At 54.7% G+C, this 15,734-nt stretch carries 15 protein-coding genes and 2 pseudogenes; 11 read left to right on the forward strand and 6 right to left on the reverse strand.

Annotated features, from left to right (window positions below; translation table 11 throughout):
* Positions 1-98 precede the first annotated feature (98 nt).
* Together JMJ04_RS30020 and JMJ04_RS30025 are read left to right on the forward strand one after the other, a co-directional pair.
* Positions 99-236 carry a hypothetical protein gene (locus JMJ04_RS30020; protein ID WP_201374047.1) on the forward strand — a complete coding sequence of 46 codons (138 nt, stop codon included), beginning with the start codon at positions 99-101 and terminating at the stop codon, positions 234-236.
* Positions 237-301: 65 nt separating this feature from the next.
* Positions 302-895: a nucleotidyltransferase domain-containing protein gene (locus JMJ04_RS30025; protein WP_236038513.1), complete on the forward strand. Its 594-nt coding sequence runs from the start codon at positions 302-304 to the stop codon at positions 893-895.
* A 413-nt stretch (positions 896-1,308) separates the two neighbouring features.
* Here the strand turns inward: JMJ04_RS30025 and JMJ04_RS30030 are convergent, their stop codons facing one another.
* The gene (locus tag JMJ04_RS30030) at positions 1,309-1,896 is read right to left on the reverse strand and encodes a TetR/AcrR family transcriptional regulator (protein ID WP_201374048.1); all 588 of its coding nucleotides are present in this window, start codon (positions 1,894-1,896) and stop codon (positions 1,309-1,311) included.
* 161 nt (positions 1,897-2,057) lie between these two features.
* On the opposite strand from JMJ04_RS30030, the gene JMJ04_RS30035 reads away from it, so the two are divergent.
* Positions 2,058-2,885 (forward strand): SDR family oxidoreductase, encoded by an 828-nt coding sequence (locus JMJ04_RS30035; protein ID WP_201374049.1) that lies wholly within the window; start codon positions 2,058-2,060, stop codon positions 2,883-2,885.
* 175 nt (positions 2,886-3,060) lie between these two features.
* Here JMJ04_RS30035 and JMJ04_RS30040 read toward each other — a convergent pair.
* Positions 3,061-3,321: pseudogene (locus tag JMJ04_RS30040) on the reverse strand (DDE-type integrase/transposase/recombinase); the annotation flags it as partial.
* On the opposite strand from JMJ04_RS30040, the gene JMJ04_RS30045 reads away from it, so the two are divergent.
* The 3 genes from JMJ04_RS30045 (at position 3,247) to JMJ04_RS30055 (ending at position 5,869) form a co-directional block, all read left to right on the forward strand.
* A complete protein-coding gene (locus tag JMJ04_RS30045) occupies positions 3,247-3,522 on the forward strand; it encodes a hypothetical protein (protein ID WP_201374544.1) in 276 nt (91 codons plus the stop codon). The pseudogene JMJ04_RS30040 and the gene JMJ04_RS30045 overlap by 75 nt on opposite strands.
* Positions 3,492-4,394: a hypothetical protein gene (locus JMJ04_RS30050; RefSeq protein WP_201374050.1), complete on the forward strand. Its 903-nt coding sequence runs from the start codon at positions 3,492-3,494 to the stop codon at positions 4,392-4,394. The genes JMJ04_RS30045 and JMJ04_RS30050 overlap by 31 nt, the downstream gene beginning before the upstream one ends.
* Before the next feature lie 638 nt (positions 4,395-5,032).
* Positions 5,033-5,869 (forward strand): cold shock domain-containing protein, encoded by an 837-nt coding sequence (locus JMJ04_RS30055; protein ID WP_201374051.1) that lies wholly within the window; start codon positions 5,033-5,035, stop codon positions 5,867-5,869.
* An 84-nt stretch (positions 5,870-5,953) separates the two neighbouring features.
* Here the strand turns inward: JMJ04_RS30055 and JMJ04_RS30060 are convergent, their stop codons facing one another.
* Positions 5,954-6,865, reverse strand: coding sequence for a helix-turn-helix transcriptional regulator (locus JMJ04_RS30060; protein WP_201374052.1), 912 nt, complete (start codon positions 6,863-6,865; stop codon positions 5,954-5,956).
* A 478-nt stretch (positions 6,866-7,343) separates the two neighbouring features.
* Here JMJ04_RS30060 and JMJ04_RS30065 point away from each other — a divergent pair, with 478 nt between their 5' ends.
* The 4 genes from JMJ04_RS30065 to JMJ04_RS30080 all read left to right on the forward strand — a co-directional run bounded on the left by JMJ04_RS30065 (position 7,344) and on the right by JMJ04_RS30080 (position 10,855).
* Complete coding sequence (locus JMJ04_RS30065; protein WP_201374053.1) at positions 7,344-8,171, forward strand: alpha/beta fold hydrolase; 828 nt, start codon at positions 7,344-7,346, stop codon at positions 8,169-8,171.
* A 140-nt stretch (positions 8,172-8,311) separates the two neighbouring features.
* On the forward strand, positions 8,312-9,334 hold the full coding sequence (locus JMJ04_RS30070) for a DUF4331 family protein (protein ID WP_201374054.1): 1,023 nt from the start codon (positions 8,312-8,314) through the stop codon (positions 9,332-9,334).
* Positions 9,335-9,691: 357 nt separating this feature from the next.
* On the forward strand, positions 9,692-10,018 hold the full coding sequence (locus JMJ04_RS30075; RefSeq protein WP_201374055.1) for a nuclear transport factor 2 family protein: 327 nt from the start codon (positions 9,692-9,694) through the stop codon (positions 10,016-10,018).
* Positions 10,019-10,111: 93 nt separating this feature from the next.
* Positions 10,112-10,855 (forward strand): SDR family oxidoreductase, encoded by a 744-nt coding sequence (locus JMJ04_RS30080; RefSeq protein ID WP_201374056.1) that lies wholly within the window; start codon positions 10,112-10,114, stop codon positions 10,853-10,855.
* Here the strand turns inward: JMJ04_RS30080 and JMJ04_RS47090 are convergent.
* Both JMJ04_RS47090 and JMJ04_RS47095 read right to left on the reverse strand, forming a co-directional pair.
* Positions 10,852-11,958, reverse strand: coding sequence for a type IV secretory system conjugative DNA transfer family protein (locus JMJ04_RS47090; protein WP_236038514.1), 1,107 nt, complete (start codon positions 11,956-11,958; stop codon positions 10,852-10,854). The two genes, JMJ04_RS30080 and JMJ04_RS47090, sit on opposite strands and share 4 nt — an antisense overlap.
* Entirely contained in the window at positions 11,955-12,842 is an 888-nt protein-coding gene (locus tag JMJ04_RS47095) for a hypothetical protein (RefSeq protein ID WP_236038515.1), read from the reverse strand. The genes JMJ04_RS47090 and JMJ04_RS47095 overlap by 4 nt, the downstream gene beginning before the upstream one ends.
* Before the next feature lie 433 nt (positions 12,843-13,275).
* Here JMJ04_RS47095 and JMJ04_RS30090 point away from each other — a divergent pair, with 433 nt between their 5' ends.
* Entirely contained in the window at positions 13,276-13,788 is a 513-nt protein-coding gene (locus tag JMJ04_RS30090; protein ID WP_201374057.1) for a DinB family protein, read from the forward strand.
* A 148-nt stretch (positions 13,789-13,936) separates the two neighbouring features.
* Here the strand turns inward: JMJ04_RS30090 and JMJ04_RS30095 are convergent.
* A pseudogene (locus JMJ04_RS30095) lies at positions 13,937-15,120 on the reverse strand (IS256 family transposase).
* Positions 15,121-15,734: the final 614 nt, after the last annotated feature.

Below are 15,734 nucleotides of genomic sequence, written 5' to 3' on the forward strand. Positions count from 1 at the left end.
CACATAGTGCTCACCATTCGTGGTGTAGTTGGCAGTTTGTTTAAACGGATTGGTTGAGGGTTATATAAACAAGCTCAAGCCGATGAAAAGGATGGGATATGGACGAGCTGGATTTGCGCTGCTACGCCAGAGAGTTCTTCACGCCCTATGACCGGGTGCAAATGAAAGGTGAATTCGGAAGAAAAATGGAGCGCTTGTTCGACAAGAAACGTGAAATGATGCTACTCTCTGTATGAGAGAGAAAGATGTAAGCACTGCTTGAAAGGCACGATATGACAAACGAGACGAACCAATTTGGACCATGGCAGCCCTGGCAACCTCTCTGGTTGCCAGGTTCTTTTCCACGCTCACGGTTCCCTGGTGGATCGCTGGCGGATGGGCACTCGATCTCTTCCTCGGAGTTCAAACACGAGAGCATGAGGATATTGACGTACAGATCCTCCGGAGTGATCAACAGGAAGTTTGTACCGTTTTTCGTGCGTGGGATGTCCAAGGAGCGCACCCTGGAGCGCTTTCAGCAGAGTGGCCTTTCCGTGAATGGGAAGCAGGCTCGCTCCTGAGCCTGAGCGTTCATGATGTCTGGTGTCGTCCGAGCAAGACCGATCCCTGGGCGCTCCAACTCATGGTTGTCGATACCAGTGATGACCAATGGCTCTTCCGGCGCGATCCACGTATTCGTCGCCCGCTGGCTATTGTGGGGCACCGAACGAACGATGGTATCCCGTATCTCGCACCAGAAATACAACTCTTATACAAGGCTAAAGCGCTCCGCCCGAAAGACGAGGCGGACTTCGCCAGGATACTCCCCGCCCTTGATGGGAAGAGTCGCCAATGGTTGGCTCAGTGCCTTGCTCTCGTCCATCCTGGTCATGCATGGCTGACTAAACTCAGGTAAATCTTATCGACGAGCCTTCACGAGAGTGTGTAAGAGCCTCAAAAGTGAGCAAGACCCACTTTTGAGGCGAAACGGACAAAATCAGCGCGAAACATGGAAATTGACTCTGGAGAATCGAGAGAAGTAGCCCAGAGACGAATTGTTTCGCACCATTTTGGGAAATGGGTGAGGCAGCGCAGGGTACATCTTGTGGTTACAACAGGTGTTGGACGTTTCCCAACTATTCCCATCTCCTTTGCGGTCTGTGTCAGCTTCGCTGGTACTGGGCCTCCATGCCTGTTGAGAGAATGTTACCATGTTGGCTCTCCCCAAGATTGCCTTTCGACTTCCCAGCGAAGCCGGTATGCATGCTCAACTGGTGCACGCCGTCGTCAAGAGGATCGACTCCTAGCCGAGAGGTGACACACCATCTTTCAGTCCCGACTCGGCTTTGTTCTGATTCCGGCGATGACGAGATCGAGCATGCGGTTGGCCCCATCAGAATCGGACGCATGTTCATTCACCAGGGCGATTCCGTAGACGAGTCGTATCACGTCGAGAATATGGACATCCGTTCGGATTTGTTCTGCGGCCTGGGCGCGGAGCAAGAGGACTTCTCCCGCCTCGTGCATAGCTTTGTTCGCATCATAGATTCTCGTTCCCGGAATGTGCTTGGCAGACATAATGGCTGCTCCCATGCTCCGCCCTCGAGTCGCGAAGTCCATCTGGAGACGAAGCCAGCTAATCAAGGCGTCGAAAGGAACCGGAGCGCTTGCGAGTTCTTCAGCGTGCGCCCTCAATTCATTGGTCTCATCCAGGAACACGGCTTCAAGGAGATCCTGACGCGTGGGGAAGTGGCGGTACAGCGTTCCGATTGCGACCCCGGCTGACCTGGCAATGTCCTCCAGGACGATGTCAGCGCCGCGCTCGGAGACCGCAACTCGCGCCGTGTTCAACAGGCTGGTGTAGTTGCGCTGGGCATCAGCTCGCATTGGGCGGTTGGCTGGTGTTGGCTCGTGCATTTCATGCTCCTCCTTTCTCCTAGAGCTATTGGTCCTTGACAAAATGAGGGTCCCTCCGTTACTATAGAGAAGTAATATGAGGATCCCTCCGTTAATAGATGGAGATGGCCTCATTTTATCACACTCACGCTTGATCTTACCAGTAAAAGGAGGACTTTCTTATGCGTGTTTTCGTTACAGGAGCACCAGGCTACATCGGTTCCGCCGTCGTCCGCGAACTCATTGGTGCCGGTCATACGGTCGTTGCCCTTACCCGCTCAGACACGGGGGCCGCGGTACTCAAGGAAGCCGGGGCCGAGGTGCACCGCGGTGCCCTTGACGACCTCGACAGCCTTCAAAGCGGTGCCGCCGCTGCCGAAGGTGTCATTCACCTGGCATTTCAGCACGACATCTCGGACCATGCGGCCGCCGTGCAAACGGATCTGCGTGCTGTCGAGACGATGGGGGCGGCGCTCGAGGGCTCCGGCAAGCCGTTCGTGATCACCGGTCACTTAAACGGGGAGGCATCGGAGAACGCGGCGCTTGCACTGGCTGGAGTGCGATCGTCGGTCGTCAATCTCTCCCCATCCGTGCACGGCGAGGGCGACAAGCATGGCTTCGTACCGAGACTGATCACCATCGCTCGCACGAAAGGTATCTCTGCCTATATCGGCGATGGGTCCAACCGCTGGCCGGCCGTCCATCGCCTTGATGCAGCGCGCCTGTTCCGCCTGGCACTGGAAGTCGCCCCGGCGGGGTCACGGCTTGACGGGGTCGGCGATGAAGGTGTGCCATTCCGTGACATCGCCGACGTTATCGGTCGCCACCTGAACCTGCCAGTGGTCAGCATTTCCCGTGAAGAGGCAGACGCCCACTTCGGCCCTTTTCTCGGCGCCGTGGCGGCGCTCGACAGACCGAGGTCGAGTGCACAAACCCAGGAACTCCTGGGATGGCGGCCTGGGCATCCCGCACTGATCCCGGACATCGAAAGGCACTACTTCAACGACTGATGTAAGGCTGAGGGCCGCTCCTCATGACAACGGCTCTTGAGTATGGGCGGACGGGAAGACAACGCGAAGCGCTTCGCGTTGTCTTCCCGTCCGCCCATCAAGGGGTTCTGTCAGAACTGAGAGCGTAGAAACTCATCAGGGTCCCTGAGAACTTACTACAGCTCGTCTCTCGCTACTAAGCTGCTTGTATCAAAGCTTTCAAGGCAGCAAGTCGTTGAAGGAAAGCTCGCCGCTGCTCTGAGAGTGTGGCTGACTCTCCTACAGCGGAGCGCGGACGAAGATAATTTCGTAATTCATCGAAAGCAGAACAGAAACGGGCGGCTGAGTTGAAACTTCCAAAACCATGCATGGGATAATACCGTTGCTTGACTCTCCGATGGTCTTGCTCCAGGCGATTATTGAGGTATTTGTTGGTTCGATGTTGCACCTGGTCGCCTCGCCAGACCCTGAGCGGGGAACGCCGTATTCTGCCCTGCGCTTCTTTGGCACAGTCAGCCGTGCCTGCCAGTTGGCCCTCAATTTGTTCAAAGAACTGGAACGAGAGGATCCCATCATTCACCGGAAATTGTGCGTCAGTGTTTTCGGGGAACAGACTTCCCGGAGCAAATGGCGCGACTGTCAAACTATGCGCGATTGAACGAAACGCCGCTGACGACGCGTGCCTCGTTCCTCGAAGGTGGCTATAGCCTCTATGATATCAAGGACCTCCAGCAGGTGACCGATCGCGAAGAGGTCGAGGTACGCCATTACGGGATGTACCTGACGCCTGAAGCTATCCTGTACATGCTGGCAAAACAGCATCTGGTCTTTGGTCTCTCGGCAACCGTCGACATTGTGCGCCAGGTGCATAACTTTGACCTGGACTGGTTACGGGAGAAGCGCATTTTATTGGAGGTGGACGAGGAGGAGAAGGCCATTGTCCACGCCCTCAACCAGGAGAAGGCAAAAATACGTGCGAACCAGGTACACCTCAACGTGGTGCAGAGCCTGGACCTGTCCGACCCCTACCAGGCACAACTGGATCAGCTGCTGCAGGCAGTCTCAACCGACGAAGACTTTGCGGAGGTGACGGCAAGCGAACCGATCAAGGAACGTGTACGTCTGTTTTTCTCTGCCCTGCTCACGATACAAGCACAACGTAAACAACAACAACAACCCACGGCACCCGCCCACGCGTTGCTCTTCTTCAACACGTTTCGCCAGATGAAATTCATTTTTGATCGCTATCCCGGGCCGGACCATCAGCTCTTTACAGTCAAAAAACGCGATGATCACCGCTGGTTTGAGGTGTATGACCTGGAGATGCAGAACGAACACTCGATCATCGTCTTTTACAATGCGGAACTTGCCAAAGCGGTCCGCCATAGCGAGGCGGCCCAATCCGCCTTTGACCGCCTGTTCTTGGGAAGGGCGGTCAGTGATTCTGGTCACCCAGTATCTCTCAGCAGGCAATGGCATCAATCTGCAGTACCTTCCCACGCCAGAGAGCACGGACGAGGATCGGCGTGATTTTACGGTGATCGGACTCTTAGAGCGGCCCTATTACTACTTCAGCAAGCCATCGGATGATGCCACCACTGACGAACAGGCTGCCGCGCAAAAAAAGAACATCTGGTACCTGGCGAAACTCTACTTCAGCAAAGCGCTCTTTTTATCCTCTATAACAGGGTTCCGCGCCACAACTTACTCCTGCGCATCTAGAAGTAGGCATCCTGTTTGAGCCATCTACTTCTAGATGCACAGGATGTTCACCAGAGTGAGGATCTGTCTGATATGCATTACTTAACGAGAGATTTTACTGAAGAGTAAAATCTCTCGTTAAGTAATGCGCTAAAGGTTTTTGCATGTGAGTCTCTATGGTATCCCAATGGTCTAGAAAAGCGAAGACACCTGAGGCGATCGGAGAAGCCGAGGCTCAGAGAGGATTTGCTCAGGTTTTTCCCTTTCTGAGTAGATCCTGAGCAGAATCATTTTGACGCAATGCGTGTGTCAGAAAAACACGCAGTCTTTTCAGATCGCTACAGGTTCAAGCGCCCTGTCACCTTGCATACGTCCGCAAGACCAGATAGGATGATAGAGAAGCTTTACGAGAGGATGACGAAATCATCCCAACCGCTCAGGTATTGAGGGGAAAGGAGTAGACTGCTATGACCACCAATCTTCGGCTCGATAACCAGTTCCCCGATTTTGAACTGCCGAATCACCAGAACGAGCCCATGCGACTCTCCCACTTCACCAAGCCCAGTCTCCTCGACACCCACCTGGGGTTCCAGGACGGGTATCCGCTGATCCTTGTCTTCTTTCGTGGGTTCTTCTGCCCGCGTGACCAGCAGCAGATGCGGCAACTCGTGGAGTTCCAACGCGAACTGGCGGTGAATTATGGCAAGCTCGTGGCGGTAAGCGCGGATCCTCCGCTCGTGCAGGCCGCGTTCCGAGCGGGCCTGGGGGCGCAGTGGACGTTCTTGTCGGATGAACAGCGGGTCGTCATCAAACAGATCAACATTCTCGACGAGACGGAAGGCGAGTATGCCTATCGTGCGCAGCCGTACACGTTTGTGCTGCGGCCAGACTTGCGCATCCACGCCATCTATAATGGCTGGTACTTCGTGGGCCGCCCCACGACTGAAGAGCTGCGACGGGATCTGCGTGCGATCATGGAAACCCGTTCCGATTATCGCTATGAGGCGTATGACACGCCAGAGGTGCGGCGGATTCGCATTCCCCAGCAGGAGTGGCTCAAGGGAAGTCCTGCATTGGGGGAGAACGGCTTGCCGATAGCCCAAGGAGTCGTCCGCTGGTTTGACCCCAACGCGGGGATCGGTATCATCGTGAGAGAAGAAGCAGGCGAGGAGATCTTCTTCCACTTCACGGCGCTTCCTGGACAAGGCTACCGCACGATCAGAGCCGGCGTTCCAGTGCAATTCGAAATTGTCGAGGGGAGAGCCGGCCTGGCTGCACGGAATATTCAGCGGATCAATCTATGAGGAGGTGCTTCCTTCATCTAGCGCACTCGTTCCTTTTTTGGTAGTGTTGCAAAAAATTTTGAGCTGAGAAAATGGAGCAAGTAATTACGGTACAAGAATTATTGCCGCAGAGAAAAGGTGAATGTTTTGCATCTTACCCTCGTGAAATTTGTTCATGTGTGCCTCGATTTGCTGAGCTTTAATTTTTTGCAACACTACCTCAGCATTATCCATAATCAGTAGCCAGGGTTCCTGGCACTCCTCCAACCAACGAATGACAGCAGCGACGAGCTTGCGCTGATCAGTTTCGGCGGCTGAGGCAAAGGCGGGCAGTTGCGCTGCCAGCGTGACAAAACTCGTCAAGATGGTCTCCTCGCTGGCGGCAGCGATCCAGAGTGTATGGGTATAGCGTCCCAGTTCGCGGGCACGGTAGGCATATTCGACGGCAGTCTGCGTCTTACCGATGCCTCCCAGCCCTTTGATAACCTGCGCCTGGGTCAGGGCCGCGCGATGGAGGGTCGTCGGCTGATCTGACGCGGGAGGGGTGAGCTGCTGCATGAGCTGCTCGAGCAATTCGTCGCGTCCGGTAAAATGAGGATTGCGGGCAAATGGCACAGTCCAGAGCGCGATCTTCTCAGTAGCAACCGCGCTATCTTGCCCGGCAGCAGAGGACGGTTCGCTCGCGGTCTGGGTCGGGGTGGGGGACGGTCGACTGAGCAGTTCCTGCAGCCACCTCTCATCGAGGAGTACCTTCTGGTGGGCTGCGCGCCAGAAAGCGCGGATCTCCTCTTCCTCCTGTCCGGCAGGAAACACGCCGTGCTGCAGGGCCAACGCCAGCAGGGCTTGCAGGTGTGAGGCTTTCGGGTACGTTTCACCGGTCTCCCATCGACCAATGGCTTTGCGCGTGATGCCTAATAACGTCGCCAGACCCTCCTGGGTTAGCCCGATGCCGGTGCACATAGCCAGCATCCTCTGGCCGAAGACATAATCCGGCCCTCCGTGGAAGGATCGACTCATGAGGAGACTCCTTTCGACGGACTGCAGGAGGGAACAGACATGGGACGTGAAATGGAACCTGTTGGGTACTGCTTCCCTCGACCTCTTCCAGTATACTCTGTTCTATCAGATGTACTCCATGCGAGTCCACTGTGATATTAGGAGGGCCTGGAGACTTCTCACGGGCTTCCAGGCCCTCTCCTTGATATTCTTCTGCTCTTTATCATAGCAGATAACCAGGCAGAAGGCGAGAGGCTGGCGTATCTGGAGAGCAGGGAAACCAATTGTAGGAGGTTGCATCCAGGAACTTTCTGATGAGCGTGATTGTTTTTGGCCGCAGAACCATCGGAAGCGAATTCGCAATCAGAGAATGGCTGTCAGGAAGTGACCCGAGACGACTCTCGCCTTCATCACTTATGGAAGAGCAACGAATAACGCTCATATTTTGCCTGCGAAGAAGAGGGCTCATCTTCAAGTGCAAAGAAAGGAAAAGCGTACCATGAATTCCAACATTATTATCACCAAAGATGGAACAAAGATTTTTTACAAGGATTGGGGCACCGGACCAGTCGTGGTGTTTAGTCATGGCTGGCCGCTGAATGCTGATGCCTGGGACAATCAGTTACTGTTTCTGGCCTCCCATGGCTATCGTGTGATTGCCCACGATCGACGCGCCCATGGGCGTTCCAGCCAGCCCTGGGATGGCCACAACCTGGACACCTATGCCGACGACCTGGCCTCCCTCATCGAGGCGCTCAATCTGAAAGATGTCACACTGGTCGGCCACTCAACAGGTGGTGGCGAAGTGGCTCGTTACATTGGTCGACATGGCACCTCTTGCGTTGCCAGGGCTGTCCTGGTTGGAGCGATCACCCCGCTGATGCTCAAGACCGAGTCCAACCCCAATGGCACCCCAATTGAGGTCTTCGATGGGATTCGCGCTGGTGTCGTGGGCGACCGTTCCCAATTCTACAAGGATCTCAGTAGCCCCTTCTTCGGAGCGAATAGGCCCGATTCCACGGTTTCGCAAGGCCTGAGAGATGCGTTCTGGCTCTGGTCGATGCAAGTTGGCCTCAAAGGCGCCTACGATTGCATCAAAGCGTTTTCTGAGACCGACCTGACTGAGGATATCAAACAGTTTGAGATCCCTACCCTCATCATTCACGGTGATGACGATCAAATTGTACCAATTGCCGCCTCGGCTCTCCTGGCTGCAAAGCTGGTCAAGAACGCAACCTTGAAGATCTATCCGGGCGCCGATCATGGTCTGACCTTCACCCACAAGGACCAGTTCAACGAAGATCTGCTTGCCTTCTTGCGCTCCTAGGCAGGAGTGTAGAACTGCATCGATCTGTTTGCCTCCTGGCAATGGTGTGTTGTTCTCTCAAAGAGAGGGAACATGTTCCAGAATATTCTTGTGATTTAGAGAACGTTTCATCACTCTCATCCTTAAAGGAGGAACTTAACATGTCTCATCATCTGGATGCTCCACTCGCACGTCAGAGTGGCCAACTCTACATCGACGACCTGTATGTTTTTTTCGGCGACCGCAGCACAGTGTTCATCATGGATGTCAACTCCAACATTACTGAGCCCAATGTCCAGCGGGGCTTCCATCCGGAGGCGCGCTACGAGTTCAAGGTGCACTTCGACGGAGCCGACTTCGAAGACCTGACATACCGGGTGTCCTTCAGCGAAGTAGACGCAGACGGGCGACAGACCCTGCAACTGCATGCCCTCACCAGTCGCGAGGCGCGCGAGGACTCCGCAGTTGGTGAACTGGTACTTGAGGGCCGGACCGGCGAGACGGCCAGCGGGTCCGACATCCGACTCTGGGCAGGACGCATCAGCGACTCGTTCTATATCGATCTGTCGCTGCTCGGTATGGTCAACTCGGCAGTGAGAAACGGGACCGCACTCGACCTGTCAGGATGGCACCCGGAGAACGCGCAGAACAACTTCGTTGGCACCACCGTCGAATCGATCGTGCTGGAAGTCTCCCATCAGCACCTGCAACTGCGGCCCGGTGCCCACATCGGCGTCTGGGGCGCTACGAAACTTGCCACGGACGCTGGCGGCTGGCGGCAGATCAACCGCGCGGGACACCCCATGATGTGGCCGATCTTCTGGCCCGACGACACCAAGTTCACCAATCCCGCCAACACCCGGCATCCGTCTGAGGACTTCGACGCCGACGGCAAGTACATCGGAGACCTCATCGCCGCCGCCGTTGCCGCCAGCGGTACCTCCGACGACCCTCAGGGCTACGGCCAGACGGTGGCCCGGGAACTGTTCCCCGATGTTCTGTCCTATGTGGTCGGAACGCCTGCGACATACAGCTTCGCCGCCCGCAACGGCCGCACATCGGCCGACAACGCACCCGAAGCGATGCTGTCCCTCGTGGTGAACACGGCTGTGTCCTCAGGGCTGAAGCCGTCTGTATCCAAGAATCTGCGGAGCAGCACCTTCCCGTACGTCGTACCAGCGTAACCCGGCACGCATCTGAGACATAGAAAGCGTGAGTGAAGCGGCCCGCCTGGCCACTTGAAGAGCATCATCCAGGGACGAAGGTGACCAGAAGTTTCACGCGCATGGGACGGTGTGCGCCTCTCCGATTTGCCTAGGCGGAGACCGCATCGAAGATCCTACTTGCCGCAAACAAGCAATACGCAAGGTAGGCTGCATGTTTGGTTAACAAGAGGTGATCCCAGTGCTGTGCGGAGACGGTGGTTCTTGCCAGGGAGCCGTTGCGTTGCTTGTATCACCCCACGCCACGGGACCACTCTTCTGGGTCCGCATACCTGATTGTACCTTGTCCACTCGTCCCTACAAAACAGGAGGGTTTCCATGATCCAAAGCGCATATCTGCGTTCACCACTAGTGCGTCGAGCCATCGAAGCCATCAACGAGGGCCGGCTCGAAGATTTCCTGGCGTTATTCGCGAGAAACGCCACCCTCATCGATGGCGCCACCTATCATGGCCGAGAAGCGATTCGAGCGTGGGCACAACGAGAAACATTTGGGGTCCAGATGAGGATTGACGTCCAGCGAGAAACCAATGCCGATGGCACTTCTCTGGCGATCGAGGCCACATCTCACGGAGGATATTCTGGCCCAGGCTCGTTTCACTTTACCCTGCGTGGGAACATGATCGAGCGTTTAGAGATCCACTAAGCAATGGAGAAAGCCGAGAGCACCGATCGAAAGCCTTCTGAGATCGGTATCCTCGCTTCGCCAGCATGAAAATATATTGAAGGAGAAAGTGAAATGAGTACCTCTCTGGTTAATAAAGTCGCTCTGGTCACTGGAGCATCGCGCGGAATCGGTCAAGCGATTGCGGAAGCACTAGCGGCCAATGGTGCAAACGTTGTTATCAATTATGCTCGCAACAACCGTTTTGCAGAGGAGATCGTGCACCGTATTCAGCAAAACGGCGGTCAAGCTCTGGCTGTCCAGGCAGATGTCAGTAAAATTGCTGACCTGGAAGCGTTGTTCCAGACCGCCATTGATCACTTTGGGCATCTCGATATTCTCGTCAATAATGCCGGGATTATGACGACCAAGCCTCTTGAACAGGTCACGGAGCAGGATTTCGATCGGGAGTTTGCCATCAATGTGAAAGGGACCTATTTTGCCTGCCAATTGGCGGCCAGGTACCTCCAAACAGGTGGACGAATTATCAACTTCTCCACCTCTATCGTTGGGCAAATGATTCCCACCTACAGTCTCTACGCAGGCACCAAAGGCGCCGTTGAACAAATCACGCGGCAGCTTGCCAAAGAGTTTGGCTCCAAAAAGATTACAATCAATGCGGTCGCTCCTGGACCGGTGAACACGTCCTTGTTTTCCGCTGATAAATCAGAAGCTCAGATTGAGACATTCAAGCGGATGATTGCCTTTGGTCGTCTTGGTGAACCGGAAGATATCGCCAAAGTGGTGATGTTTCTGGCAAGCGAGGAAGCCGAATGGATCACTGGACAGGTCCTGCGTGCAAACGGTGGTTTCATTTAGCGCCTGACATCACTAGATGCTAATGTCAAAGTCCTTTGCGCCTTAGGGCGGCGGATACGGACGCGTTTCTCACCCAGGGGCGGTGTCTGCTCTGCCTGGCCTGTGGTCGTCAATACCTCTGGCGTGGTTGAGATTTCCCCTTTTCCTTCCATCTGAGATGAGGAGTGCGGAGGTGTGGCTGGGGACGAGGAAGATGATGGCGCTGCATCTGGTTGAAATGCTTCCTGGATGAGTGTGGCTGGCTCAGATGGCGCTGATGTTTGTGTGTGTTCATGCATACTCTCTTTCTTGCGTGGACGCGCTCCATGACGCGCATTGAGCTGATCAAGTAGAGTATCGACTTCACTAACCAGGCGACCGTAGTGCAGCGCGCATTGCTCGCGCAGGTGCTCTGCCCCCTCACGACTCCCAGACGGGGGTAGATCGAGGGTGAGGGAGAAGAACGGGAGCCGTTGCCCATTGAGTGACCAGCGAGCGTAGCAGGTGTAATCAGGGAGGTTGGTCACGTCCTCGGGACTCAAGAGATGCCATAGTTCATGTCGCAGCAAGTAGGCATCTTCTCCGGCGAACGTAAAGACAAAGAGATGATCGGCGTTCGCAAACACCGCCGGCCGCAAGGCTCCACCAGGTCGAGCACACGTGCACGAAAACTCTGCTTGTTGAGCAGGACGGTGAGGTCGAGGAGGGTATATTGTTGCTCTGGACCCCGGTGGGGGTCCATCTGGACAAGTGTCCGGTTGGCCTCGAGGAGCGTCTTTAGCGAAAAGCGTATGACATTCTCGACGCGTGGTCCCCAGGCGGTGCTCCAGATGCCTTTGAAGGTGGTGAGCATATGACCTGACAACGAGGTCCGCCTCTTCCAGGGAGGTGATCTGGGTGGCATCCAGGGGATTAATTCCAGGGGGATTTCCTTGTTGGTGCAGGTCAATGAGGACGACTTCCTCTTCTCGTTCAGGTGGCAGCACCCCCAGAAGATCCTCGATGAGGTCGCCATGTGGTTCAATGACGCAGAGGCCAGGACGCGGTTGTGGACAGGCGCCAAGATGTGCCAGTGCCAGGTGATGAAAAAGCGTGCTCTTGCCCTTGCCAGTTCGCCCGATCACGAATTTGTGCTTGAGGAGTTCCGAGGGGGGAAGCGCACTGGCACCCTTCTACCAGCATGGGTGGAGGTGCCAAGCTGCCACCCGCTCCCAGTAGTGAGCACATAGGGAGCGAGGAGCGAGCGCTCTTGCCGTTGTTCCACATTGGCCCCCTCACTCAAGTGGTCTCCAGGAGGCAGATGCCAGAGGGTCGCCACTTCCTCTCCGGTAAGAAAGAGCGAACCCTGTTGGAGACCTCGCCACCAGGTACCTTCCTGGGTCAGGCGCTGCGCGGAACGTGTCGAGAGCCTGTGGGAGGTGAAGTAGGCTGTCGAGGTGTGGCAGTGCCTGTAGGCGGCAAAGAGGGTGACATGGATCTGTTGATGGCGTCGTTGCTGTGCTCGCTTGCGCTGCCACACGTGCCAGGAAGATGTGAGTCTCCCTCTGGTGGTGTGATCATGCATGAGTGGTTGAGTCTGATAGGCATTCGCCCTGGGAGCCTCTTCGATCAGGTAGACACGCAGGTGCGCCTGGTAGGCGCTCTTGCCAATTTTCTCGGCCACGCGTTTCATATCGTAATAGCGTGTTCCTCCAAACAGGTGCTCTCCCAATGTGCGTATGCCTCTCATTATTCCTGCAATGAGGACGATTCCTCCCACCAGCCCGATCCCAAGGATGGTCTGCTGGGAAGAGGAGAGGTGAGGGCGCGAGCCATGCAGAAGACTGAGTATGTTCTCCTGGAGCCACAAGGGGAAGAGATGATGTGCCAACCCATAATTCCAGACGAGTAGGAGCCCTACCACGATACTCAGCAGCACGAGTTGCTCCCAGCCTGGTGCTTCCCGGCGTAGGCGTGATTGTGCCTCTCGACGTTGCTCAAATACGACGAGAGAGGCTATTTTCCGCATACTGCAAAGGTGGGCAGGAACTGTGACAAAACATGTGACACACTCCCATCAAAATATGACTCCATCTATTCTACGACGCCATGCCGATTGTTGTGTAAAGATCAGTGGGGAACAAGCGAGGAAAGATGTGTGGGAGGTATTTGCTGGTTAGATGTCCTCTTAACGGGCATCGATTTTGAAGATAGTCAAAAAGATCGGACAGCACTGAAGCTTTGACAATCGCCTCTTGTCAAGCTATAATAAGTGCCGATAACATCATCGCAAAGGGGGATTATCCGACCATGACGCCAGTGGTGTACTAACTTCATCCTACTCATGCTGGAAATACAGATGTAAAATCGCGTAGATCGCCATCACTCACATGCTACTGATGCGCGATTGTGTCGTTGTGAGATGAAAGTAGTAATTCAACACTGGAAGGTAAAGTATACTCATGGCAACCGGACTTTCTGACTTCTTCAAATACAACCTCTGGGCCAACCTGCGTCTGCTCGACACCTGCGAACAGCTTACTGATGCCCAGCTCGATGCCGTTTTCCCTGGCACCTATGGCAGCATCCGCGTCACCCTCAAGCATATGCTGGGCGCTGAGGAAGGCTATGCGGCCAGATCGGTGGGTGGCTTCCCAACGACGCCGCCTCTGCGCGAGGATGAGGAAGCCCCGCGCTCCTTCACCGAACTGCGCGAGCGCGCCCGTCGCTCCAGCGAGGCCATGATCGCCTTCACCGAGCAGGTCACGCCGGAACAACTCCAGGTGATCCAGCTCCTGGACGAGGGCACCTACAGGGCGCCGCTCCTGGTCACGGTCATCCAGTTCGTTGATCACGGCATCGACCACCGCACCCAGATCTGCACAGCCCTCACCCAGCTCGGCATTCAGTCGCCGGAGCTGGATATCTGGGCATATAATGAGGCAGCGTTGGGATACGGGGAAATCAAGCAATAAGGTCTATTCGTACTCAAGGGCTGGGGATGAGCAGAAAAATCTCTTGAACGTGTGCTCGTGTTACACAGGATCATGCGTCCAAACAAGCTCTCCCTGGCCCAGCAATGGAGGCTGGTTGTTTGGCACGGACCTCGATCCAAAGCCTCGCTTACGAGACAGGTATCCTGGGCAAGTGTATATCCTGCATGAACGCCCAAACAATGGTCAGACAACTGGTTTCTGTGGTGAAGGCATCAATTTGATCGGTTCGCTGGCGAACATTGCTAAAGAAGCTTTCAATGGCGTTGGTACGCCGAATATAGCGGTGCATCACTGGTGGAAACGTATAAAACGTCAGGAGATGTTCTTCTCCTCGTAGAGGCTGCGGATGGCTTCGGGATAGCGCTTCCGATATTTGGCTTTGAAGGCGGCCAAATTGAGCAGCGCATCCTCTTTCTTCTCCTGTTTGAAGATCCCCGCGAGTTCTATACTAACCTCCTTGTGCTCCCGATGAGGAATGGCATTGAGTATATTGCGTTGTTTATGCACGACACAGCGTTGTCGTGGAGTCGCAGTAAAGAGAGCAGAGACAGCAGCGAGAAGACCCTCATGCCCATCAGTCACAATCAGGTCTATCTGCGTGGCTCCACGGGTGCGGATATCTTGCAAAAGACAACTCCATCCATCTTTGTCTTCCTCTGCACAAGCTCGCAATGCGAGCACATCTTTGTTTCCTTCCAGGGCCACACCAAGCGCAGTTAAGATGATGGTCGAGTCGGTTTGAGTTCCATGCCGCACGCTGAAATGGATGCCATCGAGGTACAGGATGCGGTAATGGGCCAACAAAGGGCACTTTCGCCACGTTTCATATTGCTCAGTCAAGGTCTGGTTCAACCGGCTCACACTGCTTGCACTTGGGCCCACTCCCATCAAGGTAGCAGCAACCTCTCCGACTTTATGGGTGCTGGTGCCACTGACAAACAGCTGGGTGAGTGCTTCGGCCATCTCTGGTTCATAACGGCTGTAATGCTCGAACACCTGGCTGTGAAACACTCCTTCTCGATCTCTGGGGACCTTCAGGTCTTCAATACGTTCAGTCGAGGTAACCAAATCGCGGGTGTAGGAGCCATTGCGATAACCACGACGCTCTGGAGTGACTTCTCCCCACGAGGCTCCAATACACTGCTCTAACTCTTCACGCATTGCCTGTTCAATCAAGACTTGGACCGCGCTTACGGCCAGGTGGCGCAGATGTTGACGAAACTCTTCCTGCTCTGGCAGCGTCGGTGATGAGGATTGCCGAGTTGAACCTTCCGAAGTTGATATGATAGGATTTTTCTTGGATACAGGCATAGTTTTCTCCTTTTCTGGAAATGAGTTCTGTGTCTGCTAAGGACATCCTATGCCTGTAGTATCATCTCAAATGCCCATCTTTGAACAGGTTGGGCTTTACACAACAATCGGTATGGCGTCGTATCCGGTGTAGCCCTACTTCCTGTGCAATTGCTCAGGGAAGCAAAGCGATTCTCTTGATACTTGAGTAACGACACTTCAACCAATCACCTGAGTACAGCCTAGAAGGTCTCGGGTGTTGCAATACTATTGCATCTCTTTCACACGAGTACCGTTGATCTGGTGTCTAACAACTCGCGTTTTCTCCGCGTGAGCTCTACACTTCTTTTAGTTCTGCCTGCGGCTCTCAACTAGCCCAGGAAGGAAATGGTATGATTCCCCTGCATCTGAATCCATGCGAGAGCGAGGTGAAGCACTCCTATGACGAGCAGGCCTATGAATCCATAGAGCAGGCCGTTGCTCAGTGAGCGGCGAATATTTACATTCTTTGCTCAACCACGTCATTATCCGATTTTCGTTCACACAAAGATCTGATTTACAGTCTACTTTAGCGAACGTTGCTTAGCCGTTGCTCGATGTGTTCCGCGATTCTTTGCCGACCAGTGGTTTCAGAA

The sequence above is a fragment of the Ktedonobacter robiniae genome (assembly GCF_016587375.1).
GTDB classification, from domain to species: domain Bacteria; phylum Chloroflexota; class Ktedonobacteria; order Ktedonobacterales; family Ktedonobacteraceae; genus Ktedonobacter; species Ktedonobacter robiniae.